The following is a 23,392-nucleotide window of genomic DNA, read 5'->3' as shown; positions in this document are numbered from 1 at the left end:
GCCACCGTCACACCGACGGGTTGAATGGTCACGACACACAACACAAATATTTCGTATTGAAGGGATTCCACTGTGGCAGTCGAGATGTTCTACGACGATGACGCCGACCTGTCGATCATCCAGGGCCGCAAGGTGGCCGTGATCGGTTACGGCAGCCAGGGCCACGCACACTCGCTGTCGCTGCGCGACTCGGGTGTCGAGGTCGCCATCGGTCTGCGCGAGGGCTCCAAGTCCCGCGAGAAGGCGGCCGAGCAGGGGCTGAAGGTCATGACCGCGGCGGAGGCCGCCGCCTGGGCCGACGTCATCATGCTGCTGGCTCCGGACACCAGCCAGGCGCAGATCTTCACCGATGACATCGCACCGAACCTGAACGACGGCGACGCGCTGTTCTTCGGGCACGGCCTCAACATCCACTTCGACCTGATCAAGCCGCCGGCCAACGTGACCGTCGCGATGGTCGCGCCGAAGGGACCGGGCCACCTGGTCCGCCGTCAGTTCGTCGACGGCAAGGGCGTCCCGGCGCTCATCGCCGTCGATCAGGACCCGAAGGGCGAGGCCCAGGCGCTGGCGCTGAGCTACGCCAAGGGCATCGGCGGTACCCGCGCCGGCGTCATCAAGACCACCTTCAAGGAAGAGACCGAGACCGACCTCTTCGGTGAGCAGGCCGTGCTCTGCGGCGGCACCGAGGAACTGGTCAAGACCGGTTTCGAGGTCATGGTGGAGGCCGGCTACGCACCGGAGATGGCCTACTTCGAGGTCCTGCACGAGCTCAAGCTGATCGTCGACCTCATGTACGAGGGCGGCATCGCCCGCATGAACTACTCGGTCTCGGACACCGCTGAGTTCGGCGGCTACCTGTCGGGCCCGCGCGTCATCGACGCCGACACCAAGGAGCGCATGCGCGCCATCCTGAAGGACATTCAGGACGGCACCTTCGTCAAGCGTCTCGTCGCCAACGTCGAGGGCGGCAACAAGGAACTCGAGGCGCTGCGCAAGCAGAACGCCGAGCACCCGATCGAGGTCACCGGCCAGAAGCTGCGCGACCTGATGAGCTGGGTCGACCGCCCCATCACCGAGACCGCCTGAGTCTCAGCGGCCACCGCCGGCGCACCTCTTCGACGACCCCGCACCCGATCCCGGGTGCGGGGTCGTCCGCGTTCGCCGGCGGGACGCGCTCGCTACCATGCTGCGCAGTGCTGCGGCGACCGCGCGCGGCGACGAGAAGGGGAGAACAGATGGGCGAAGTCCGGCATGAGGCAGTCATCGGGGCCCCACGCGAGGCGGTGTTCGCGTACGTGGACGACTACCGGAACGTGCCCGAGTACATGTTCGGGGTCGGTCGGTTCACGCCGACCACCGAGTTGACACACGGCCAGGACTCCGAGTTCGAGACGGCCATCCGGATCGGCCCGAAGGAACTGACGTCGACGGTGCGCTGTACCGAATGGATCGACGGACAACTGATCAGGCTCGAGTCGGTGAAGGGCTTCGGCGCCGACACCGCGTGGACGTTCGCCGACGGTGACGAGCCGGGTACCACCGTCCTCCGGGTCGTGTTCGGGTACACGCTGCCCGGCGGGCTCGCGGGCAAGGTGCTCGGCGGACTCATCGGCCCCTTCGCCGAACAGGGCGTGAAGCATACGGAGGCGAAGATCAGGGCGGCCGTCGAGGACTGACCGGCCGGCGATCCCGGGGGTCGGATCAACCTTGCCATCGGCGCATGGCATTGTGGTGTGAACAACATCGGGCACACCGCAATGCCCGATCGACCGCAACCGATCGATCCCCAGGAGTCACCAATGCCGGGAGTTCGCCAGACCGTGACCACCGAGGCGTCGCGCGACCGGGTGTTCGCGTACGTCGACGATTACCGAAACGTTCCGAGCTGGATGTTCGGAGTCACCCGGTTCACACCCGTCACCGACCACACGTCCGGGCTCGGCGCCACGTACGAGGCCTGCATGAAGATCGGACCGAAGAACCTCACATCCACCCTTCGGGTCACCGAGTGGGTGGAGAACGAGTGCGTCGTCCTCACCTCCATCGCCGGCTTCGACGTGCGGACCGGCTGGCGGTTCGCCGACGGCGCCGACGGGCAGACCCTGGTGGATGTGAACTTCGACTACGACCTGCCGGGCGGCCTGGCGGGCAGGGCGCTCGGTGCGATCATCGAGCCCGTCGTCGGCCAGGCGGTGAGGCAGACCGAGGCGGCGCTCCGGGCCGCGGTGGAGAGCAGCGACGCCGCCTGAGCGCGCGTACCGGCACAGACAGACGCCGGGCCCCGAGACGGAAGGTCTCGGGGCCCGGCGTCGTTTCGTCGGCGGCTTCGGGCTACACCGGCTTGAAGTTGTTGTAGCCGATCTTGTTGAGCCGGTTCAGGATCGTCTTGGCGTTGGTCCCGGTCTCCGGTCCCAGGCACGACAGGAAGTAGTAGGCGTTGACCATGCCGACCAGCTGATCCCCGACCACCACGGGGCTGCCCGAATCGCCTTCGATGACGCACATCTGGCTGAAGTGCGAGGTGCCGTCGGAGAACCAGGTGACGCCGCAGGTGTTGCCGGTGGTGCGACCTTCCTTGCACAGGATGGTCGGGAACTGGACCGGGGTGGTGTTGACCTTGCGGATCGTGACACCGCGCACGGTGCGCGTCGGAGCGACGTTCGAGTTGAGCGCGATCACCGCGACGTCGATGTCCGACGCCGAGTAGACGACCGTGCCGATCTGGCCGCGGCTCTGGAAGCTCTCCGAGATCACTCGCTGACCGGGCTTGCCGCAGTGGCCGGCGGTGACGGCGATGAGCTGTCCCTTTCGCGGCCCGGTGGTCGGACGGCCCACGGTGGTCACCGTGCACGCCGCCGCGCTGTTCCCTCCCTTGAGGACGAGGATCCCGGACCCGCCGCCGAGCGGAACCTTGGGTGCGGCATCGGCGGTACCGACTCCGACCAGTGACAACAGGCCGGCGGCGAGAACCGCGAGCAGCACCGTCAACTTCTTCATTGCATCTCCGCTCAGTACTTGTCGAGGCCGCGTATGTCTTCACGGGCGACGTGCCTACCTTAAGTGCCCTCCGGGGCAACGCCCAATGCCCGCCTCAGATACCGCTGCAGTTGTGACGGAAATGAGACGACGTCAGCAATGTACACGCGCCCAGGTGTCGGGCACCACATTCGCATCGGGGCGGATGTGCCCGCGCGGCGCCGGGGAATTACGATGGCGGGGCAAGTCTTGGGTGCCGGACCTGGCACTCTTCACCGGAAGAAACCTGGAGAATGCAGTGACCGAAAGCGGCCGTCCAGTTGTCCTCATCGCTGACAAGCTCGCCCCCTCGACGGTGGAAGCCCTCGGCTCCGACGTCGAGGTGCGCTGGGTAGACGGCCCCGATCGCCCGAAGCTGCTCGAAGCAGTGGTCGACGCCGACGCCATTCTGGTGCGTTCGGCGACCACCGTGGACGCCGAAGTCCTCGATGCGGGTAAGAATCTGAAGATCATCGCTCGCGCAGGCGTCGGCCTGGACAACGTCGACGTGCCGTCGGCCACTGAGCGCGGCGTCATGGTCGTCAACGCTCCCACGTCCAACATCCATTCGGCGGCCGAGCATGCGATCGCCCTGCTGATGTCGACTGCTCGTCAGGTCCCGGCCGCCGACGCCACGCTCAAGGAACACACCTGGAAGCGCTCGTCGTTCTCCGGCGTGGAGGTCTTCGACAAGACCGTCGGCGTCATCGGGCTCGGCCGCATCGGTCAGCTGGTGGCCCAGCGACTGGCCGCCTTCGAGGCCAAGATCATCGCGTACGACCCCTACGCCTCGGCGGCCCGTGCGGCACAGCTGGGCATCGAGCTGGTCGGCCTCGACGAACTCCTCGAACGCGCCGACTTCATCACCATCCACCTGCCCAAGACAAAGGAGACCGCCGGCCTCATCGGCGCCGAGCAGCTCGCCAAGGTCAAGGACGGCGTCATCATCGTCAATGCCGCTCGCGGCGGGCTGATCGACGAGCAGGCCCTGGCCGACGCCATCAAGGCAGGCAGGGTCCGCGGCGCGGGCCTGGACGTCTTCGACTCCGAGCCCTGCACCGACTCCCCGCTGTTCGACCTCGACCAGGTCGTCGTGACGCCGCATCTCGGCGCCTCCACCGCCGAGGCCCAGGACCGCGCGGGCACCGACGTCGCCGCCAGTGTGAAGCTGGCGCTGGCCGGACACTTCGTGCCGGACGCGGTGAACATCACGGGCGGTCCGGTCGACGACGAGGTGGCGCCGTGGCTGGAGCTGTCGCGCAAGCTCGGCGTCCTGGCCGGCGTCGTCGCGGGCGGCATGCCGACCAACCTGACCGTCGAGGTGCGCGGCGAACTCGCCGCCAGCCCGGTCGACGTGCTCGGCGTCTCGGCCCTGCGCGGACTGTTCTCGGCCGTCGTCGACGAGCCGGTCACCTTCGTGAACGCCCCGGCAGTCGCCGGTGAGCGCGGCGTGAGCCACGACGTCGTCACCGAGACCGAGAGCCCCAACCACCGCAGCCAGGTGGACGTGCGCGCGGTCTTCGCCGACGGCAGCATCGTCAACGTCGCCGGAACGCTGACCGGACCGCAGCAGGTTCAGAAGATCGTGAACATCAACGGCCGCAACTTCGACCTCCGTGCCGAGGGCCGCAACCTGCTCGTGAGCTACGCCGACCAGCCCGGTTCGCTCGGTAAGATCGGCACCGTGCTCGGTGACGCCGGTGTCGACATCATCGCCGCCGCCCTGGCCCAGGACGTGGAGGGCAACGGCGCGACCATGATCCTGCGGCTCGACCGCGAACTCGACGACGCGCTGGTCGCGGCGGTCGGCGACGCCGTCTCGGCCACCCTCATCAAGCAGGTGGACCTGTCGTGAGCCAGGGCAAGCCGATGAAACTCGCTGTCATCCCCGGTGACGGGATCGGACCCGAGGTGGTCGACCAGGCGCTTCGCGTGCTGCGCAAGCTGCACCCCGACGTCGCGACCACCGAATACGACTTCGGTGCGCGCCGCTACCACGCGACCGGTGAACTGCTCACCGACGAGGACATCGCCTCGCTGCGTGAGCACGATGCGATCCTGCTGGGCGCCATCGGTGACCCGTCGGTCCCGTCGGGCACGCTGGAACGCGGCTTCCTACTGAAGATGCGGTTCATTCTCGATCATCACGTCAACCTGCGGCCGTCGGTGCTCTACGAGGGCGTCGCCTCGCCGCTCGCAGGCGATCCGAAGATCGATTTCGTCGTGGTCCGCGAAGGCACCGAGGGGCCGTACACGGGCAACGGCGGCGCGATCCGGGTAGGCACACCGCAGGAGGTGGCGACCGAGGTGAGTGTCAACACCCGGTTCGGCATCGAGCGCGTGATCCGCGACGCCTTCGCTCGCGCGCAGTCCCGGCGCAAGAAGCTGACGCTGGTGCACAAGAACAACGTGCTCACCTTCGCCGGCGGCATGTGGACCCGTGCGGTCGAGGAGATCGGCAAGGAGTTCCCCGAGGTCGCGACGGACTACATTCACGTCGACGCGGCGACCATCTACATGGTCACCGACCCGGGTCGCTTCGACGTGATCGTCACCGACAACCTCTTCGGCGACATCATCACCGACCTGGCGGCGGCGGTGTCCGGCGGCATCGGCCTGGCGGCGTCGGGCAACATCGACGCCACTCGCGCCAACCCGTCGATGTTCGAGCCGGTGCACGGCAGCGCGCCCGACATCGCCGGACAGAACATCGCGGACCCCACCGCGGCCATTCTGTCCGTGGCACTGCTGCTCCGCCACCTGGGCGACGATGAGGGCGCGGCACGCGTGGAGAAGGCCGTCGCGGCCGATGTGGCGACCCGCGGATCCTCCCGCGGTTCCACCTCGGAGGTCGGCGACCGCATCCTCGCCGGCGTCTGACGACGATCCGTCTGCGAACGGCCTCGGCGCTTGCGCGTCGGGGCCGTTCCTCTCTCGCGGGCCAGGTACCGGGTTCCGGCGATCGCTCGGCTACCGTGACGAGTATGAGTGAATCTGCCCGGCGGACGATCGGACCGCTGGTTGTGCTGCTGGTGGGTGTCGTCGGGTGCGCACTGCTCGCGATCTGGTCCTCGGATCTGCCGGATCGGGTGGCCTCGCACTTCGGCGCCGACGGCGCCGACGGATTCTCGTCGATCACCGAGTTGATCGTGCTCACGGCGGCGACCGCCGTGGTCGGCGCCGTGATCGCAGGGGTCGGCGCCTTCGTGGTGAAGGAGCCGGTCACCTCGCGGATCGTGACCGGCATCGGAACCGGAACCGCGACCTTCGTGATCGCGGTGACGATCTGGATCACCGGCCGCCAGCGAGGGCTCGACGACGCATCGTCGGCGACGGCACCGGTCTGGCTGACGGCGGTCTGCGGCGTCGGTGCCTTGGTTCTCGCGGTCGCCGTCGCCTACGCCACGCCGGTCCGGCCGGTCGGATACGGTCGCACGGCCCCCGTGGGCGAGGTGCCGGTCGCGCACGACGGGCAGCGCAGCTGGACGGGAACGGCGTCCGTGGGCGCGGGTGGCCTGGTGACCGTCGGAGCGGCCGTCGCCGTGCTGTGCGGGCTGGGCGTGGTGATGGCGAACTGGTATCTGCTCGGTGTGGCGGTGCTGGTCGCCGCCGTCGGGCTGGCATTGACCGGTTCGATACAGGTGAGCGTGTCCGAGGACGGCTTCAGGGCGGCGAGTCGGATCGGCTGGCCGGTGATCGCCATGCCGCTCTCGGAGATCCGGCGCGCCGAGGTCGTGGAGGTCAACGCGCTCCGTGACTTCGGCGGCTGGGGTTACCGGGTCTCGGGTCGGCGGAATCTGCGCGGCGCCAAGGGGTTCGTGCTGCGGTCAGGTCAGGCGCTGCTGGTGGTCGGTGACGACCGTCGCGAGGTGGTCGTGGTCGACGGCGCCGCCGACGCCGCGGGCGTCCTCAACGCACTGGTGTCTCGCTGATCCGGGGAGTGCGGTCGCGGGGCACGAGGGGGATCGCGATGACGGGTGCGATCGCCGCGACGGCGAAGGCGGCCGAGTAGCCCGCTGCCTCGATCAGCGCGCCGAGCACGGGCGTGCTCGCCGCGGTCGTGACGTACTGGGCGGTGTTCTGCACCCCGAGGGCGCGGCCGCTCCACGACGGCCCGGCGAACTCGGCGATCGCCGTGAACGCCAGTCCGTTGTCGGCCACCGAACTCACCGTCGCGACCACCATCACCGCTGCGGCCAGCGGAGAACCGATCCAGTCGGTCAGCGCCAGCAGCGCGGTTCCGGCTCCCGCGGCCACGGCGATCACCCGGATCGGTCGCATCCTCGATCCCCAGACGTCGGATATCCGGCCGGCTGCGATGCGTCCCAGCGCGCCGACCACCTGCGTGGCGGTGACCAGGACACCGGCGCTCAGGGGCGACCACCCGTGCCCGACGATCAACCATGCCGGAACGAAGGTCCACAGCATCGACTGCGGGATCACCAGCAGGACGCTCACCGCGTGGATCCGCTGCAGAAATGTCGCCCCGCGATACGGATTCGCCGACGAGGCCGAACCGGCGCCGCGTCCGATCGGCGGATCGATGATCCCGAAGACCACGGCGATCAGCCCGAGCGCGGTGACGGCGACCGGCACCGCGAAGGCCGCCGTCAGTCCGGCCCGTGCGGCGAGCACCGGCATGGTGAGCGCGCAGACGGCGATGCCCAGTGGCTGCGCCATCTGCCGGATGCCCATCGCGGTGCCGCGCGAGGAGGCCGGGAACCATCCGACCACGATCCGTCCACTCGCACCGTTCGCCGCGCCCAGCCCGCCCACCAGCAGGGCCGCGGCCAGCGCGGTGAAGCCCGCGCCCGCCGCCGCGGCGGCCAGTGCGCCGATCGTTCCGGCCAGAGTGATCAGCAGGGAGACCGTCAGGACTCGGCGCTCGCCGAAGCGGTCCAGCGCCGCACCCCAGACGATGATCGTGAGGGTCAGGCCGATCGTCGGGATCGCCGCGAGCGTGGCCGCCGACGAGAGCGACATTCCCTGCGACCGATGCAGTTCTGGAATCACATAGGCCACTCCGGATGTGGCGCACGTCGTAGTCATCGCCGCCAGGAGCGAGCAGGCGAGCATCGTCCACGCTCTGACATCGGAGATGGATTCGGGGCGTCCCGGCATCATCGGCCTCCCGGTTGATCGGGTGAGACGCTGCGCCTTTGCGTAGCGTCTCACATAGTGATATATCCGTTTCACATTCTAGAACTGTCCGACTCGTGCGTTAGCCTTGGGGCTATGAAATTGGGTCGTGTAGCCAGTCCTGACGGTGTCGCTTTCGTCGCCGTCGAAGGTGAGCCCGGGCAGGAGACGGCCCGGGAGATCGCTGAACATCCCTTCGGAACGCCCACGTTCACGGGGCGCTCATGGCAGTTGTCGCAGACGCGCATCCTCGCGCCGATCCTCGCGACCAAGATCATCGCCATCGGCAAGAACTACGCCGCGCACGCAGCCGAGATGGGCGGCGAGGCGCCGGCGGATCCGGTCATCTTCATGAAGCCGAACACCTCGATCATCGGTCCGGAGGCGCCCATCGTCCGCCCGCCGTCGTCCGAGCGCGTCGATTACGAGGGCGAACTCGCGATCGTGATCGGGCGCCCGTGCAAAGACGTCCCGGCGGCCAAGGCGGGCGAGGTGATCCTCGGTTACACGGTGGCGAACGATGTGACCGCCCGCGACCAGCAGCAGCACGACGGCCAGTGGACGAGGGGCAAGGGCTACGACACCTTCTGTCCGCTGGGGCCGTGGATCGTCACCGACTTCGACCCCTCCGACGTCCAGATCAAGACCGAGCTCGACGGTGAGGTGAAGCAGTCGAGCCGGACCTCGCTCATGCTGCACAGTGTCGGAGAGATCGTCGAATGGGTGTCGCGTGTGATGACGCTGCTGCCGGGCGACGTCATACTCACGGGCACCCCGGAGGGGATCGGGCCGATGACCGCCGGTCAGCGCGTCTCGGTCTCCGTGGAGGGTATCGGGACGCTGAGCAACCCGGTGGTCGACAAGTGACCCGGCCCGCGCCGGCACGGCCTCAGACAGTGCGCGTCAACGGGATCAATGTGTCGTACACCGATGCCGGGTCGGGGCCTCTGGTGGTCATGGTGATGGGTACTGGGAGTCCCGGACGCGTGTGGCATGCGCACCAGCAGCCGGCACTCCTCAAGGCGGGCTACCGCGTCGTCACCTTCGACAACCGGGGTATCGCGCCCTCCAGCGAATGTGCCGAGGGCTTCTCGCTCGCCGACATGGTCGCCGACACCGCCGCCCTGATCGAGCATCTGGGCGGTCCCGCGCGGGTGGTCGGGACGTCGCTGGGCGCTCGGATCGCCCAGGAACTGGCGCTCGCCCGGCCGGATCTGGTGACTGCGGCGGTGATGCTCGCCACCTACGGGCGTCCGACCCCGATGCTCGAGGCCTTCTCGGCGGGGGAGCGGGAACTGTTCGACAAGAACATCACACTGCCCGATTCGTACCACGCCGCGCTCACGGCACATATGAATCTCTCGCCGCACACGCTCGCCGACGACCGCTCGGCGCGCGACTGGCTCGACATCATCGGCTTCAGCGGCCAGACGCGCGCGCCCGGCGTCCGCGCCCAGCTCGCGTTGCACGACCGCGAGCAGAACCGCCTTTCCGCGTACCGCGACATCGCGGCGCCGTGCCTCGTCGTGGGGTTCGCCGACGACCGGACGCTTCCGGCCTACCTGGCCAAAGAGGTATCCGAGGCGATTCCGGACGCCGAGTACCGTGAGGTGGCGCGAGCCGGTCACTACGGATACATCGAGCAGCCCGACGAGGTGAATTCGCTTATCCTCGAGTTCCTCAGCCGCCACAGATGATGGCGGGATCGGTGCGTGCACAGGGAGTCGCTCATGCCCCACAGTCAGCCGGGTGGGACCGGCCACCTTCTCCAGCGGACCTTCTTCGCGAGTGAAACCGCTCGCGTCGCCCCCGCCCTGTACGCCGATGCAGGCGGAACACCGGTCCGGGTGGAGCGTGACTGTGCGGTCCTGTCCGACGGTTCTCGGCTGAGCACCGACACCTACTTCGGTCGGTTCGCCGCCGCGTACTGGCAGCGGTACACCGACGTCGGGACGGTCGCCGTCGAGTTCGATTACTCATGCGACGACGGCGCCGAACTCACCGTCGCCACCCGTGCCTCCGACATCAGCGGGCGGATACGGCCGCTGACCGTGGTCGGTCTCACCGGTGCGGGCCGCGCCGTGGTGGAGGTGCAGATCGATCGCTACCTCGACGGCGGTGCCGCGTGGTTCGACCTCGCGGTCGTCGGTGGCCGAGCGCGCGTGTGGAACGCCCGGTGGACTACGGCGGTCGAGCCGGTCCGCGACCGCCGGGTCAGTGTGGTGATCTGCACGTTCAACCGTCCCGACGACGCTGTCGCCACGGTCGGCGCCGTCGCTCGTGACGCCGATCTCGCCGAGCGCGTCGAGACGGTTCACCTCGTCGACCAGGGCACACGCCGGGTCGCCGACGCCGCGGGCCTCGACGATCTGAGGGCCGACCTCGGCAGCCGGCTCGACTATGTCAACCAGGCCAATCTCGGTGGCAGCGGCGGTTTCTCGCGGGGAATCTACGAGGCGACCGCGGCCGGCCGACCGCTGACCGACGTGCTGGTGATGGACGACGACATCCTCTGCGAGTCGGAGTCGATCCTGCGGATGACCTCGTTCGCGCGATTCGCGCGGGAACCGATGCTGGTCGGTGCGCAGATGCTGCTGCTGTCGGAGACGACGCGCATCCACATGACGGCGGAGACCGACGATCTCGATCACCTGACGTGTGCCGACCCGCCGCCCAACGCCCGCCGCGGTGTCGACGCGCTCGAGTTCCGGCAGGACGTGCGTGTGATCGCCGGGTACAACGCCTGGTGGTCGTGCCTGATCCCGCGGGAGGCGATCGACGCGGTGGGTCTGCCGATGCCGTACTTCATCAAGTGGGACGACATCGAGTACGGCGTACGGTGCCGTCGAGCGGGCTTTCCCACGGTCACGCTGCCCAACGCCGGCGTCTGGCACGCCGACTTCCATCTCAAAGACGTCGACGACTGGTCGTCGTACTTCGGTCAGCGCAATGTACTGATCTCGGCGGCCATCCATTCGCGGTTCGACGGCAAGACGATCTCCGCGACCGTCGCGGAGCACATCGGCGAGTTGATCGTCGGCCTCAAGTACGGGCAGGCGGCGATCGAACTGCGGGCGGTCCGTGACTTTCTCGCCGGGCCGTACGTGCTCGCCGACGGCGGCCGAGCCAAGCTCGCCGAGATCAACGCGCTGCGTAGCGAGTACGACGACACCAGGCTGCGGCCCGCGTCTGAGATCGCGGACCTGCCGGTGATCCCGCGGCCGCCGGCGCCCGCGAAGAAGTGGGAACGGCGGGTGCTGGTGAAGCGCGCCGCGCAGCAGTTGCTCGGTCGGCGGGCGCCCGGGCGGGTGGCGATAGGCGCCGACGACGGAGCCTGGTGGCACGTCGGACGGTTCACCTCAGCGGTGGTCACCGACGCCTCGCAGACCGGCGTGCGGGTTCGCACATACGATCGCGCGACCAGTGTGGCGCAGGGCAGGGAGCTCGCCACGCTGTGCTGGCGACTGCGGCGGCAGGCCCCGGAACTCCAGCGCGCCTGGCGCGAAGCAGTGCCGCAGCTCACGAGCAGGGAGAACTGGGAACGACTGTTCGCAACGGACTGACTACCATTACGGCCATGACCAGTGCCGAGAACGTCCGCGTCCGCTTCTGTCCCTCCCCAACCGGAACTCCGCACGTCGGACTCGCCCGGACCGCGCTGTTCAACTTCGCTCAGGCGCGTCACGTCGGCGGCACCTTCGTCTTCCGGATCGAGGACACCGACGCGGCGCGTGACAGCCAGGAGTCGTACGACGCCATCCTCGACGCCCTGCGCTGGCTCGGATTGGAGTGGGACGAGGGACCCGAGGTCGGCGGCCCCTACGGACCGTACCGGCAGTCGGAGCGTAAGCAGATTCACCGCGATGTGGTCGTCCGGCTGCTCGAGGCGGGGGAGGCGTACGAGGCCTACTCCACCAACGAGGAGGTGGAGGCGCGGCACAAGGCGGCCGGACGCGACCCCAAGCTCGGCTACGACAACTTCGACCGTGATCTCACCGACGCGCAGCGCGCGGAGTTCCGTGCGCAGGGCCGCAAGCCGGTGATCCGGCTGCGGATGCCCGACGAGGACCTGACGTGGGACGACCTGGTTCGCGGCACCACCACGATCAAGGCGGGGACGGTGCCCGACTTCGCGCTCACTCGCGCCGCCCGCGGGGACGACGAGATCGGCGATCCGCTGTACACACTGGTGAACCCGGTGGACGACGCGATGATGAAGATCACGCACGTCCTGCGCGGCGAAGACCTCCTTCCGTCGACGCCCCGGCAGATCGCGCTGTACCGCGCACTGATGAGGCTCGGCGTGGCCGACCGCGTTCCCGAGTTCGGCCACCTGCCCTTCGTCATGGGTGAGGGCAACAAGAAGCTCTCCAAGCGCGACCCCGAGTCGAGTCTGTTCCACCACCGTGATCGGGGATTCATCCCCGAGGGTCTGCTCAACTACCTGGCCCTGCTGGGGTGGGGAATCTCCGCCGACCACGACATCTTCACGCTCGACGAGATGGTCGAGGCATTCGACGTCCGCAACGTGAATTCGAATCCCGCTCGCTTCGACCAGAAGAAGGCCGACTCCATCAATGCCGAGCACATCCGCCGGCTCGACTCCGCCGACTTCGCCGACCGACTGCAGAAGTTCCTGATCGACGGGGGCCGGTTGTCCGGGCCGGTCGACGCCGGCCGGTGGGCGGTGATCGCCGACCTCGTCCAGACGCGCATTCAAGTGCTCGGCGACGCGTGGGATCTCATCAAATTCCTGTTCGTGTCCGACGACGACTTCACCTACGACGAGAAATCTGTGAAGAAGAACCTCGGCGGGGAGGCCACCGGCGTGCTCGACGCGGCGATCGCGGCGTGCGAGGCGGTAGATCTCTGGGAGACCGCGGCCCTCGAGTCGGCTCTCAAGGAGGCTCTCGTCGACGGTCTGGAGCTCAAGCCGCGCAAGGCCTTCGGGCCCGTGCGCGTCGGTGTCACCGGTGCCGCGGTGAGCCCGCCGCTGTACGAATCGATGGAGTTGCTGGGGCGAGAGAAGTCGCTGGCTCGACTCCGCCAGGCGCGCGAACTGTCGGCTTCGCTCTGATCACCTCGGCTGGTCGGGCGCCCTGAACGGGCCCCTGACCAGCCGATTTGTGTTTAGGGTGGGTGGTGTTGGTATTGTTCTTCCCGGCCCGGAAAGCGGAACGGCAGCGCCAAGCCCAACGGATTCCGGTTCAAACCCTTGGGGTATGGTGTAATTGGCAACACAGCTGATTCTGGTTCAGCCATTCTAGGTTCGAGTCCTGGTACCCCAGCGAAGTACACGGATGTTATTCTGTGTGCCTCACAATTCAACAGAGTTGATCTAGGGCCCCGTCGTCTAGCGGCCTAGGACGCCGCCCTCTCAAGGCGGTAGCGCGGGTTCGAATCCCGTCGGGGCTACAGAAGAAGACCCCCGGTCATGAAGTGGAATTCATGACCGGGGTTCTTCTCTTTCGGCGTCCTCGATACACCATCCTTCACTGTGCCATTGACAACTGGCGCAGTGAGTGATGTTGTTCAGAGATGGGAAGTTGCGCGAATCACTCAGGTCCGGATCCGGTGTCTGGAATCACTGGTCGGCGCTCCGGGAGCCTCGACAGCGCGACGGGGGCGCACTGATGTACGGCGTCGACCGGCTTCTTCATCGTCTGGTCCGCGACCCGCGCTCAGTCGGTGCCGACGCGGTCGTCACCGGTGCGGGCAGCGGGATCGGGAGGGCCTTCGCACTCGAACTCGCCCGCCGGGGCGGTGATGTGGTCTGTGCCGACATCGACGCCGAGCGCGCCGCCGAGACCGTCGCGCTCATCGCCGCCGAGACCGGCCGCAGCGCCCCCGCGGTCCGATGCGATGTGGCCGATCGGGCCGATGTCGAGGCGCTGGTGACCGTCGTCTGCGATGTCTTCTCCGGGGCGCCGACACTCGTCGTCAACAACGCCGGAGTCGGAATCGGCGGCGAACCGGTGGGGCAGGTGGGCCTCGACGACTGGGACTGGGCGCTGGGAATCAATCTCTGGGGCGTGATCCACGGATGCGAACTCTTCGCCCCCGTGCTCCGCGCGGCCGGCCGCGGCGGAATCATCAACGTCGCGTCCGCGGCGGGGTTCGCCGCGGCACCGTCGATGGGGCCGTACAACGTCTCCAAAGCCGGCGTCATGTCGCTGTCGGAGACCCTCGCAGCCGAGCTCGCGGGGTCGGGCGTCGGAGTCACGGTGCTCTGCCCGACGTTCGTCAAGACCAATGTCGCGCGGGACGGCCGGATCACCGAGGCCGGACAGAATCTGGCCGGCCGGCTGATGGAACTGACCGGAACCTCGCCGCAGTCCGTCGCCGCCATGACCCTGGACGCCCACGATCTCGGACGGCTGTACGTGCTCCCGCAACTCGACGCCAACGTGATCTGGCGTCTCAAGCGTTTTCTCCCCGTCCCGTACGCCCGCGGTCTCGGCGTGCTGGGCCGCTTCCTGCCGGCCGCCTGACCGACAGTCTCATCGCATCCAACGAAAGGACCGGCCATGGCCATGGACTTCGACAGCATGCTCCAGAAGATCAAAGACCGGCAGTGGGCGCTCGCCGACATCGACTGGGACGCACCGGGCGCCGAACTGATCGAGCCGGAACTGCATGCGAAGCTCAAGCCGTTCATCTCCGATCTGATGTGGATCGAGAACGTCGGTGCGCGCGGATTCGCGGCGATGGCGAAGAAGGCTCCCGACGCCACCCTCAAGAGCATCTACGAGCACTTCCACGCGGAGGAACAGAAGCACGCGAACGCCGAGCTGGCGCTGATGCGGCGCTGGGGGATGCTCGACGACGATGAGATCCCGTCGCCCAACGTGAACGTTCAGCTGGTGATCAACTGGCTCGATCGTTACTCCGACGGACTGTCGCTGTCGTTCCTGGGCACGGTGATTCCGATGCTGGAGGTGGCGCTCGACGGTGCGCTCATCAAGTTCATCACCGACGAGGTGAAGGACCCGGTGGCGCAGGAGGTGTTCAAGCGGATCAACTCCGACGAATCACGCCACCTGGCAGTGGATTTCGAGGTGATGGACATGTTGGGCCACGCCAGTCTGCGTCGGCGCACGATCGACTTCGTCGGCGGATGGGCGCAGCCCTCTCTGCTCATCGGACTGCTGACATACCTTCCGCTGCTGAACAAGATGCGCGACAACATCGTCGCGATGGGCGTCGACGAGCAACGTCTCTACAGCGCGATGAAGCGCTACCGCTCGGTCGGGCGGCGCAGCGAGTACACCCGCAGACTGCCGATGTTCCGTTTCGTCGCCACACACGGCGCTCTGGTGACCAATCGTGACAACGTCGCCTATCACGCGGTCGCCGATTCGCTGGTGACGGTGACGAACTGGATTCCCGTGTCGCTGGTGAGGCGAACACCGACGTGGTCGCGGGAGTTGACCTACGAGCCCACGGCCTGACGGGAGACCACCATGACACTCTCAGTGGCCGTCATCGGAGCCGGATTCGCCGGTATCGGCGCCGCGATCAGACTCAAAGACAAGGGCATCGACGAATTCGTCGTGTTCGAACGGGACACCGCGATCGGCGGGACGTGGCGCGACAACACCTATCCCGGTGCCGCGTGCGATATTCCGTCCCAGCTGTACTCGTACAGCTTCGCTCCCAATCCGGAGTGGTCGCACACCTATTCCGGCAGCCGCGAGATCCTCGATTACATCGAAGAGATGGCCGACGCCGCCCGAGTGCGCGAACACATCCGGTTCGAGCACACCGTCTGCGGCCTGGACTACGATGCGGCCTCGGGTGAATGGACGATCTCCTTCGAGCACCTCGCACCTGTTCGGGCGCGGTCGGTGATCCTGGCGTCCGGCCCGCTCGCCAATCCCTCGTTCCCGGACATCCGCGGAATAGACGACTACGAAGGTCATCGGATCCACAGTGCCCGATGGGACCACGACTACGACTTCACCGGCAAACGGGTGGCGGTGGTGGGTACCGGGGCCAGCGCCGTCCAGATCGTGCCCGAGTTGGTGAAACAGGCGGCTTCGGTGAAGGTCTTCCAGCGGACCCCCGGCTGGGTTCTGCCGCGCGTCGACGTCAAGACCGGCAGGCTGACCAAGACCGCATACCGATCGATTCCCGGAGCCCAGAAGCTGGTCCGTTCGGCATGGTTCTGGGGACACGAATCCATCGCGCTCGGCGTGGTCTGGAACACTCCGCTCACCCGCGCGGTGGAAGCGGCGAGCAAGCTGTACCTGCGGTCGCAGGTGTCCGACCCGTGGCTCCGGCGCCAACTCACCCCGGACTTCGCAGCCGGCTGCAAGCGGCTGTTGATGACCACCGACTACTATTCGGCGCTTCAGCAGGACAATTGCAAGCTGGTCACCTGGCCGATCGCCCGGATCGCACCCCAGGGGATCCGGACGGTCGAGGGTATCGAGCACCAGGCCGACTGCATCGTCTTCGCGACCGGGTTCGACGTGGCGAAGGCGGGCACGCCGATACCGGTGACGGGTCTGGACGGACGGGTCCTCGCCGACGAATGGCGAGGCGGTGCGTACGCGTACCGCAGCGTCGCGGTGTCGGGGTACCCCAATCTGTTCTTCACGTTCGGACCCAACTCCGGCCCGGGCCACAACTCCGCGTTGGTGTACATGGAGGCCCAGATCGAATACATCACCGACGCCATCGGGCGACTGCTGGCGGCCGACTGGAAGGCACTCGACGTCCGGGCCGACGTCCAGCGGGCCTACAACGACGACATTCAGCGGCGGCTGGGCGCCACCACGTGGAACTCCGGTTGTCGGAGCTGGTATCTCACCGATGACGGCTTCAACGCGACGATGTATCCGGGATTCGCGACCCAGTACGTCCGTCAGCTCCGCAGGGTGGATCTACGCGACTACCGAATCCTGGTGCACGCGTCGGGGCGGGGCGCCGATGCCGAGATGGCGGGCGGCCGCGGCGGAGGCTCCGATGCCGCCCGTGCGGTCGATCCCGGTCTGCGGGGTCGGAGGCGACCCGTGGGTGCCGGATAACATCTGCGCATGACCGAGTACCGGATCGACGACCTCGCTCGCATATCCGGGGTCACCACCCGCAACATCCGCGGCTATCAAGAGCACGGCCTCCTGCCGCGTCCGGTGCGTCGAGGCAGGGTGGCGATCTACACGGAGAAGCACCTGAGCAGACTCCGCGCGATCGACAAACTGCTGCGCAACGGGTTCACGCTCAAGCACATCGCGACCTTCCTGACGAATCCGCGGGCACTCGTCGGCGAGGCTCTGGAACTGACCGAGATCCTCGACGAGCCGTGGGCGAGTACGGAACGGACCGTGTTCGACCGCCCGGCGCTCGAGCGTCTGTTCGGAACCGTCGACGACGCAGACGTGCAGGCGTTGCTCGGCGCGGGCCTGCTGGAGGAGACCGCCGACGGCGCGGCGTATGAGACCGGCGATCCTCGGAGCCTCCGCAATCTCGCGCGGCTCGTCGAACAGGGAATGCGACTGACGGTGCTGGCCGACGTGCACCGTCGGTTCGCCGAGAAGGTCGCCGAGGCCGCCGAGATCCTGATGGTCTCCGCACGGGAAGAGGTGGACCGCAGGCGCGGCCCGGGATGGGTGCCTGCCGACCAGGACGAGGCGTCCTGGGCGGCCTCACTGCTGGGGACGATGCGTGCGGTCGGTACGCAGAATGCACACGCCACCCTCGACCGGTGCCTCGACGGAGCGCTCGACCACGAACTCAGAGTCCATCAGCACGCGGCCGGGGAACGCGAGTCTCAGTCGTCGAGCCACTGAACAGATCCATTCGGCGAACCGGGTCACAGACTGCCTGCAGGCGACCGCGTCGTGCGGGTGTGTCATACGAACAGATGCTGCCCGCGAGGACGAGGCTCGCCTCATCTCTCGCGGCACTACGCTGAAACGCGGCAAAAGTGAGTTTCGTCTCGTACGTGTCAGTGTTCTGATCGTATCGGAGGTCGTGTCATGGATCAGACGCCGCCGCCCCGGCGCCACCTGCAGGTTGGTACCCGGACCCGGAGGATCCTCAACTGCTTCGAAGGTGGGACGGTGCAGCGTGGACCGACGATGCCCGGTTCGTCTTCGATCAGCCGACCGGTCAACAGCCGGTGGGTCCCCCGGGGTCGGTGGCGACGACGGGCCGGCGTAGCAGACGTGGGTGGTGGATCGCCGCCGTCGTGGCTGCGGTCGTCGCGGTTGTCGGGGTGATCGCCGCCGTGGGCTTCGGTACACGGTCGACTCCCACGCAGTCGGCGTCGACGACCGCCGGCGATACCTATTCCTATGCCACTGACACCTCGACGACCGTGGATGCGGCCGCCGCCGCTGCGGCAGCCAGTTCTGAGGCCGCACACTCCTCAAAGGTCCGGGACAAGACCAACTACCGAACGACCACCTCGCGTGACTGGCAATTGGTGGCGAAGAACGGTTACCGCCATCTCGGCGAAATGTACATCGTGTACGGCCGGGTGACTCAGGCCGATTCAGGCACCGGTGCGTCGGCGATCCGGGTGGATACCGATGGGGAACAGGTCGAAAGTTATGACTACGACATCAACACGATGATCACTGAGGGGACTCCCGGGTTGTTCAGTGACACCGTGAAAGACGACCCTCGTGAAACTCTGGGTTGAGGTGGACGGATCGACGACCTACGACACGACGATGGGCGGAAGCGTCACGGCGCTGGCGGCGACCGCATACTTCATCGAGCCGTACGGCACAGCCGAGTAGCCGTCAGTCCCGGTGAGCCGGTCCGCCCTCGTGGCTTGCCACGTCAGAGCCACTGAGCCGTCGACCCCGCCACGGGCATCGACGGGAGGTTCAGCTTCCGGTGATCCCACGAGCGGATCCTTGACGGCACCAGGCGCACCGCGACCCTCTTGTTCATCATCGCTTCGACGGCGGGCTGGAGATCGTCGCTGTACGGCCCGGTGTACCGCTCCCACACGCTGATGCCGACCTTGAGGCAGCTCTCGACGTCGTCGTAGACCTCGACGGTGCCTTCGATGCTGACGCCGCGCAGAGTGTCGTAGGTGTCGCCGTCCTCGATCAGGACCGTCGCGTGCGGGTCGCGGCGGAGATTGACCACCTTCTGCGACTTCGCCTTGGTCTCGAACCAGATCTCGCCGTCGATCACGCCGTACCACATGGCGGTGAGGTGGATCGCGTCCTCGCCGTGCGTTCCGAGAGTGGCGACCCGGTGGCGGTTGATGAATTCCTCGATCTCGTCGTCGCTCATGACGATCGCCGCGCGTTGGTTGATTCCCATGATCCGACGTTATCGTCTCGCCCGTCGGGCTGCCGCGGTCGACTCAGATCTGTGCCGGTGTCTTGAGTTTCGCGCTGATGGCGTCGGCGGCCGCCACCAGGTCGGTGGCCAGCCGGTCGCCGGGACGGCGGCCCATCCGGTCGACGGGTCCGGACACCGACACCGCGGCCACGACGGCGCCGGAGGCGTCCCGCACGGGTGCGGAGATGCTCGCCACGCCCGCAGCGCGTTCGGCGACGCTCTGCGCCCATCCTCGCCTGCGGATCTCGGCGAGCGTCCGCTCGGAGTAGACGGCGTCGGCGAGGAGACTGCGGAGAGTGTCGGGATCGGACCAGGCGGCGAGCACCTTGGCCGCCGAGCCCGCGGACATCGGCAGCCGCGTGCCCTCCGGAACGGTGTCGCGCAGACCGGTCGGCGGCTCCACGGCCGCGATGCAGACGCGATCGGCGCCCTCGCGGCGATAGAGCTGCACCGACTCGCCGGTGGACTCCTGCAGGCGGGGGAGCACCATCAGGGCGGCTTCGCGGACGGTGTCGCGGGCGGTCGCGGCGAGCCTGCCGAGAGTGGGACCGGGAATCCACCGGCCGCTGTCGTCGCGCGCGACCAACTGGTGCACTTCGAGCCCGACGGCCAGCCGGTGGGCGGTGGCCCGGGGCAGCCCGGTCGCGTCGCACAGCTCGCCCAAGTTGCACGGCTGCTCCGACACCGTGTGCAGAATCATCACGGATTTGTCCAGCACGCCGATTCCGCTATCCTTTCCCATAGGACGATATTAACCGTCCAAATACTGAGATTGAAAGTCGAGGGGCGCAGGCCCGGCCGAGGTGGTCCACAGCCCGGACCTCCCGGTCGCGTCTCCCGACTCGAAGTGGAACTACTAGAAGATGCGAGTGAGCTCATGACGCAGAGCGCCGGAAATCCGCGCACGCTGGCCGAGAAGGTCTGGGACGACCACGTCGTCGTTCCGGGAGAGGCCGATGCGAGCGGCAACACCAACCCCGACCTGATCTACATCGACCTGCACCTCGTGCACGAGGTGACCAGTCCGCAGGCCTTCGACGGCCTCCGGATGGCCGGCCGGAAGCTGCGTCGACCGGACCTCACCATCGCCACCGAGGACCACAACGTCCCGACCGTCGACATCTTCAGCCCGATCGCCGATCAGGTCTCGGCCCTGCAGGTGGAGACGCTGCGCAAGAATTGCGAGGAGTTCGGCGTCCGCCTCTACCCGATGGGCGACGCGGAACAGGGCATCGTGCACGTCGTCGGTCCCCAGCTGGGACTGACCCAGCCCGGCATGACCGTCGTCTGCGGCGACAGCCACACCTCCACTCACGGCGCCTTCGGCGCGCTGGCGATGGGGATCGGCACCTCCGAGGTGGAGCATGTGATGGCCACCCAGACGCTGTCGCTGCGGCCGTTCAAGACGATGGCGATCACCGTCGACGGCGAACTGCCGCCCGGCGTCACGAGCAAGGATCTGATCCTGGCCGTGATCGCGGAGATCGGCACCGGCGGGGGACAGGGACACGTGCTGGAGTACCGCGGTCCGGCGATCGAGAAGCTCTCGATGGAGGCCCGGATGACGATCTGCAACATGTCGATCGAGGCGGGTGCCCGGGCCGGCATGATCGCGCCGGACGAGGTGACCTACGAGTTCCTCAAGGGCCGTCCGCATGCACCGACCGGCGACGACTGGGATGCGGCCGTGGAGTACTGGAACTCGCTGCGGACCGACGAGGGTGCGGTCTTCGACCGCGAGGTCCACATCGACGCCTCCGCCTTGACGCCCTTCGTCACCTGGGGTACCAACCCCGGCCAGGGTCTGCCGTTGGGTGCGAACGTGCCGGATCCGGCCGACATCACCGACGAGACCGAGGCGCAGACGGCCGCTCGGGCGCTCGAGTACATGGACTTGACGCCCGGCATGCCGCTGCGCGAAGTCAAGGTCGACACCGTCTTCGTCGGCTCATGCACCAACGGACGCATCGAAGATCTGCGGGCGGTCGCGGAGGTTCTCAAGGGCCGCAAGGTGGCCGACGGAATGCGGATGCTGGTGGTGCCCGGTTCCATGAAGGTCCGTGCGCAGGCCGACGCGGAGGGACTCGGCGAGATCTTCGAGGCAGCCGGCGCCGAATGGCGGATGGCGGGTTGCTCGATGTGCCTGGGAATGAACCCGGACCAGCTCTCGCCGGGCGAGCGCTGCGCGTCGACGTCGAACCGCAACTTCGAGGGTCGCCAGGGCAAGGGCGGCCGCACGCATCTGGTGTCGCCGGCCGTCGCCGCCGCGACCGCCGTGCGCGGCACGCTCGCCGCCCCCGCCGATCTGGACTGACCGAGCCTCTCCAAGGCCTGACTAGGAGTCAAACACGATGGAACCGTTCATCACCCACACCGGTGTCGGAGTTCCGTTGCAGCGCAGCAACGTCGACACCGATCAGATCATCCCCGCCGTCTACCTCAAGCGCGTCACACGAACCGGATTCGAGGACGGCCTGTTCGCCGGATGGCGAGGCGACCCCGACTTCATTCTCAACAACGAGCCCTGGAGCAAGGGGTCGGTGCTCGTCGCCGGACCGGATTTCGGCACCGGCTCCTCGCGTGAGCACGCCGTCTGGGCACTCATGGACTTCGGCTTCCGCGTCGTCATCTCGTCGCGCTTCGCCGATATCTTCCGCGGCAATTCCGGCAAGGCCGGGCTGGTGGCCGCACAGGTGGCCCAGTCCGACGTCGAGCTGCTGTGGAAGCGGCTCGAGGCCGAGCCGGGACTGGAGCTGACGGTCAGTCTGGAGGACAAGACCGTCACCGCGGGCGATCTCGTGGTGCCGCTGCAGATCGACGATTACACGCGCTGGCGCCTGATGGAGGGACTCGACGACATCGGGCTGACCCTCCGCCAGACGGATGCGATCGCCGAGTACGAGTCGCGGCGTCCGTCGTTCAAGCCGACCACCCTGCCCTGACCTGCGATCGCGGGCGCTGAAGCCTCACGGCGAGAATCGATTTCGACGCTCGCCGTGAGGCTTGCGTTCTGCGGCCGAACTTCTCATGTGAATTTGCGCTGGTTGGCTTATTTTGCGCCACGATCCGTTTACCGTGTGGATTAGCTGGCACGCCCGGCCAGTGTGAATCCTGCGGAGGTACGGATGAACAAGGCAGAACTCATCGAGGAACTCACCAAAAGACTCGATGCGGACAGGAAGACAGCCACCAACTTCGTCGAGCAGGCGATCGACACCATCGTTCGCGCCGTGAACAAGGGTGAGAGCGTCACGATCACCGGTTTCGGCGTCTTCGAGAAGCGCCGTCGTGCAGCGCGCGTGGCACGCAATCCCCGCACCGGAGAAACGGTGAAGGTGAAGGCCACGTCGATCCCGGCCTTCCGGCCGGGTGCTCAGTTCAAGGCGATCGTCTCCGGCAAGCAGAAGCTCAAGTCGGGGCAGCCCGCGGTGAAGCGCGCGTCGGCGACACCGGCCGCCGGTTCCGGAACCGCCAAGAAGGCCGCACCGGCTAAGTCCACCGCTGCGGCGAAGAAGACCACCGCGGCGAAGAAGACGACGGCCAAGAAGACGACGGCCACGAAGACCACGGCCGCGAAGAAGACGGCCGCCACGAAGGCCGCCGCGAAGAAGACAACGCCGGCGAAGAAGACCGCCGCCGCGAAGAAGGCGCCCGCGAAGAAGACCGCGGCCAAGAAGACGGCTCCGGCGAAGACCGCCGGCGCGGGTACGACGGCCACGAGCGCCGCGGCCGAGAAGACGGCACCGGCGAAGAAGGCGACAGCCAAGAAGACCGCTGCTGCCAAGAAGACGACGGCGGCCAAGAAGTCCGCTCCGGCGAAGAAGGCCGCCGCCAAGAAGTCCGCACCGACGAAGGGCGCCGACGACTGACCGAATCCACCTGCCGCCAAAGGGTATTGCGCACTTCGGCCCCTGTCCGCACGATGTGG

Annotated in this window: 22 protein-coding genes and 2 tRNA genes; 20 read left to right on the top strand and 4 right to left on the bottom strand. The window is 67.4% G+C overall.

Annotated elements, in window-relative coordinates:
• Positions 1-84: 84 nt before the first annotated feature.
• The 3 genes from ilvC (at position 85) to Y710_RS07150 (ending at position 2,249) form a co-directional block, all read left to right on the top strand.
• Positions 85-1,086, top strand: a complete 1,002-nt coding sequence (ilvC, locus tag Y710_RS07160) for a ketol-acid reductoisomerase (RefSeq protein WP_174302284.1) — start codon at positions 85-87, stop codon at positions 1,084-1,086.
• A 149-nt stretch (positions 1,087-1,235) separates the two neighbouring features.
• Positions 1,236-1,676 (top strand): SRPBCC family protein, encoded by a 441-nt coding sequence (locus Y710_RS07155; protein WP_045538708.1) that lies wholly within the window; start codon positions 1,236-1,238, stop codon positions 1,674-1,676.
• Between the two features lie 123 nt (positions 1,677-1,799).
• On the top strand, positions 1,800-2,249 hold the full coding sequence (locus tag Y710_RS07150) for an SRPBCC family protein (protein WP_062366965.1): 450 nt from the start codon (positions 1,800-1,802) through the stop codon (positions 2,247-2,249).
• Positions 2,250-2,331: 82 nt separating this feature from the next.
• Here the strand turns inward: Y710_RS07150 and Y710_RS07145 are convergent, their stop codons facing one another.
• On the bottom strand, positions 2,332-2,997 hold the full coding sequence (locus tag Y710_RS07145) for a trypsin-like serine protease (protein WP_006895938.1): 666 nt from the start codon (positions 2,995-2,997) through the stop codon (positions 2,332-2,334).
• A 277-nt stretch (positions 2,998-3,274) separates the two neighbouring features.
• Here Y710_RS07145 and serA point away from each other — a divergent pair, with 277 nt between their 5' ends.
• The 3 genes from serA (at position 3,275) to Y710_RS07130 (ending at position 6,947) form a co-directional block, all read left to right on the top strand.
• Positions 3,275-4,870 carry a phosphoglycerate dehydrogenase gene (gene serA, locus Y710_RS07140; protein WP_062367032.1) on the top strand — a complete coding sequence of 532 codons (1,596 nt, stop codon included), beginning with the start codon at positions 3,275-3,277 and terminating at the stop codon, positions 4,868-4,870.
• A gap of 14 nt (positions 4,871-4,884) precedes the next feature.
• Positions 4,885-5,895 carry a 3-isopropylmalate dehydrogenase gene (locus Y710_RS07135; protein WP_062367034.1) on the top strand — a complete coding sequence of 337 codons (1,011 nt, stop codon included), beginning with the start codon at positions 4,885-4,887 and terminating at the stop codon, positions 5,893-5,895.
• Positions 5,896-5,999: 104 nt separating this feature from the next.
• On the top strand, positions 6,000-6,947 hold the full coding sequence (locus Y710_RS07130; RefSeq protein WP_062366963.1) for a hypothetical protein: 948 nt from the start codon (positions 6,000-6,002) through the stop codon (positions 6,945-6,947).
• Here Y710_RS07130 and Y710_RS07125 read toward each other — a convergent pair.
• The gene (locus Y710_RS07125) at positions 6,925-8,139 is read right to left on the bottom strand and encodes an MFS transporter (protein WP_231875696.1); all 1,215 of its coding nucleotides are present in this window, start codon (positions 8,137-8,139) and stop codon (positions 6,925-6,927) included. The genes Y710_RS07130 and Y710_RS07125 overlap by 23 nt on opposite strands.
• A 111-nt stretch (positions 8,140-8,250) precedes the next feature.
• Between Y710_RS07125 and Y710_RS07120 the strand changes: the two genes are divergently transcribed.
• The 11 genes from Y710_RS07120 to Y710_RS07070 all read left to right on the top strand — a co-directional run bounded on the left by Y710_RS07120 (position 8,251) and on the right by Y710_RS07070 (position 18,805).
• Positions 8,251-9,021: a fumarylacetoacetate hydrolase family protein gene (locus Y710_RS07120; protein WP_062366961.1), complete on the top strand. Its 771-nt coding sequence runs from the start codon at positions 8,251-8,253 to the stop codon at positions 9,019-9,021.
• Entirely contained in the window at positions 9,018-9,851 is an 834-nt protein-coding gene (locus Y710_RS07115) for an alpha/beta fold hydrolase (protein WP_045539419.1), read from the top strand. Before Y710_RS07120 ends, Y710_RS07115 begins: the two co-directional genes overlap by 4 nt.
• A 33-nt stretch (positions 9,852-9,884) precedes the next feature.
• Positions 9,885-11,717, top strand: coding sequence for a glycosyltransferase (locus tag Y710_RS07110; RefSeq protein WP_062366959.1), 1,833 nt, complete (start codon positions 9,885-9,887; stop codon positions 11,715-11,717).
• 14 nt (positions 11,718-11,731) lie between these two features.
• Entirely contained in the window at positions 11,732-13,231 is a 1,500-nt protein-coding gene (gene gltX, locus Y710_RS07105; protein ID WP_062366957.1) for a glutamate--tRNA ligase, read from the top strand.
• Positions 13,232-13,370: 139 nt separating this feature from the next.
• Positions 13,371-13,442: transfer RNA gene (locus tag Y710_RS07100), tRNA-Gln, on the top strand.
• A 54-nt stretch (positions 13,443-13,496) separates the two neighbouring features.
• Positions 13,497-13,569, top strand: a tRNA-Glu gene (locus tag Y710_RS07095).
• Between the two features lie 218 nt (positions 13,570-13,787).
• Positions 13,788-14,645 carry an SDR family NAD(P)-dependent oxidoreductase gene (locus Y710_RS07090; protein ID WP_197462918.1) on the top strand — a complete coding sequence of 286 codons (858 nt, stop codon included), beginning with the start codon at positions 13,788-13,790 and terminating at the stop codon, positions 14,643-14,645.
• A gap of 36 nt (positions 14,646-14,681) precedes the next feature.
• The gene (locus Y710_RS07085; RefSeq protein WP_045539425.1) at positions 14,682-15,605 is read left to right on the top strand and encodes a reductase; all 924 of its coding nucleotides are present in this window, start codon (positions 14,682-14,684) and stop codon (positions 15,603-15,605) included.
• A 12-nt stretch (positions 15,606-15,617) separates the two neighbouring features.
• Positions 15,618-17,186: a flavin-containing monooxygenase gene (locus tag Y710_RS07080; protein ID WP_062366955.1), complete on the top strand. Its 1,569-nt coding sequence runs from the start codon at positions 15,618-15,620 to the stop codon at positions 17,184-17,186.
• A gap of 9 nt (positions 17,187-17,195) precedes the next feature.
• Positions 17,196-17,948, top strand: coding sequence for a MerR family transcriptional regulator (locus Y710_RS07075; protein WP_006895949.1), 753 nt, complete (start codon positions 17,196-17,198; stop codon positions 17,946-17,948).
• A 401-nt stretch (positions 17,949-18,349) separates the two neighbouring features.
• Positions 18,350-18,805 (top strand): hypothetical protein, encoded by a 456-nt coding sequence (locus tag Y710_RS07070; protein ID WP_062366953.1) that lies wholly within the window; start codon positions 18,350-18,352, stop codon positions 18,803-18,805.
• Positions 18,806-18,948: 143 nt separating this feature from the next.
• Here the strand turns inward: Y710_RS07070 and Y710_RS07065 are convergent, their stop codons facing one another.
• Together Y710_RS07065 and Y710_RS07060 are read right to left on the bottom strand one after the other, a co-directional pair.
• Positions 18,949-19,443 (bottom strand): pyridoxamine 5'-phosphate oxidase family protein, encoded by a 495-nt coding sequence (locus Y710_RS07065; RefSeq protein ID WP_062366951.1) that lies wholly within the window; start codon positions 19,441-19,443, stop codon positions 18,949-18,951.
• Between the two features lie 43 nt (positions 19,444-19,486).
• The gene (locus tag Y710_RS07060) at positions 19,487-20,206 is read right to left on the bottom strand and encodes an IclR family transcriptional regulator (RefSeq protein WP_039867175.1); all 720 of its coding nucleotides are present in this window, start codon (positions 20,204-20,206) and stop codon (positions 19,487-19,489) included.
• A gap of 135 nt (positions 20,207-20,341) precedes the next feature.
• On the opposite strand from Y710_RS07060, the gene leuC reads away from it, so the two are divergent.
• The 3 genes from leuC to Y710_RS07045 all read left to right on the top strand — a co-directional run bounded on the left by leuC (position 20,342) and on the right by Y710_RS07045 (position 23,333).
• The gene (gene leuC / locus Y710_RS07055; protein ID WP_062366948.1) at positions 20,342-21,778 is read left to right on the top strand and encodes a 3-isopropylmalate dehydratase large subunit; all 1,437 of its coding nucleotides are present in this window, start codon (positions 20,342-20,344) and stop codon (positions 21,776-21,778) included.
• A gap of 37 nt (positions 21,779-21,815) precedes the next feature.
• Positions 21,816-22,406: a 3-isopropylmalate dehydratase small subunit gene (gene leuD, locus Y710_RS07050; protein ID WP_006895953.1), complete on the top strand. Its 591-nt coding sequence runs from the start codon at positions 21,816-21,818 to the stop codon at positions 22,404-22,406.
• A gap of 183 nt (positions 22,407-22,589) precedes the next feature.
• Complete coding sequence (locus Y710_RS07045) at positions 22,590-23,333, top strand: HU family DNA-binding protein (protein WP_062366946.1); 744 nt, start codon at positions 22,590-22,592, stop codon at positions 23,331-23,333.
• The last annotated feature ends 59 nt before the right edge of the window (positions 23,334-23,392 follow it).

Origin of the sequence: Gordonia sp. QH-12 (assembly GCF_001578675.1) — a bacterium.
GTDB classification, from domain to species: Bacteria; Actinomycetota; Actinomycetes; order Mycobacteriales; family Mycobacteriaceae; genus Gordonia; species Gordonia sihwensis.
The sequence above is the reverse complement of the archived record's forward strand: the minus strand, read 5'-3'. Positions and strand labels throughout refer to the sequence as shown.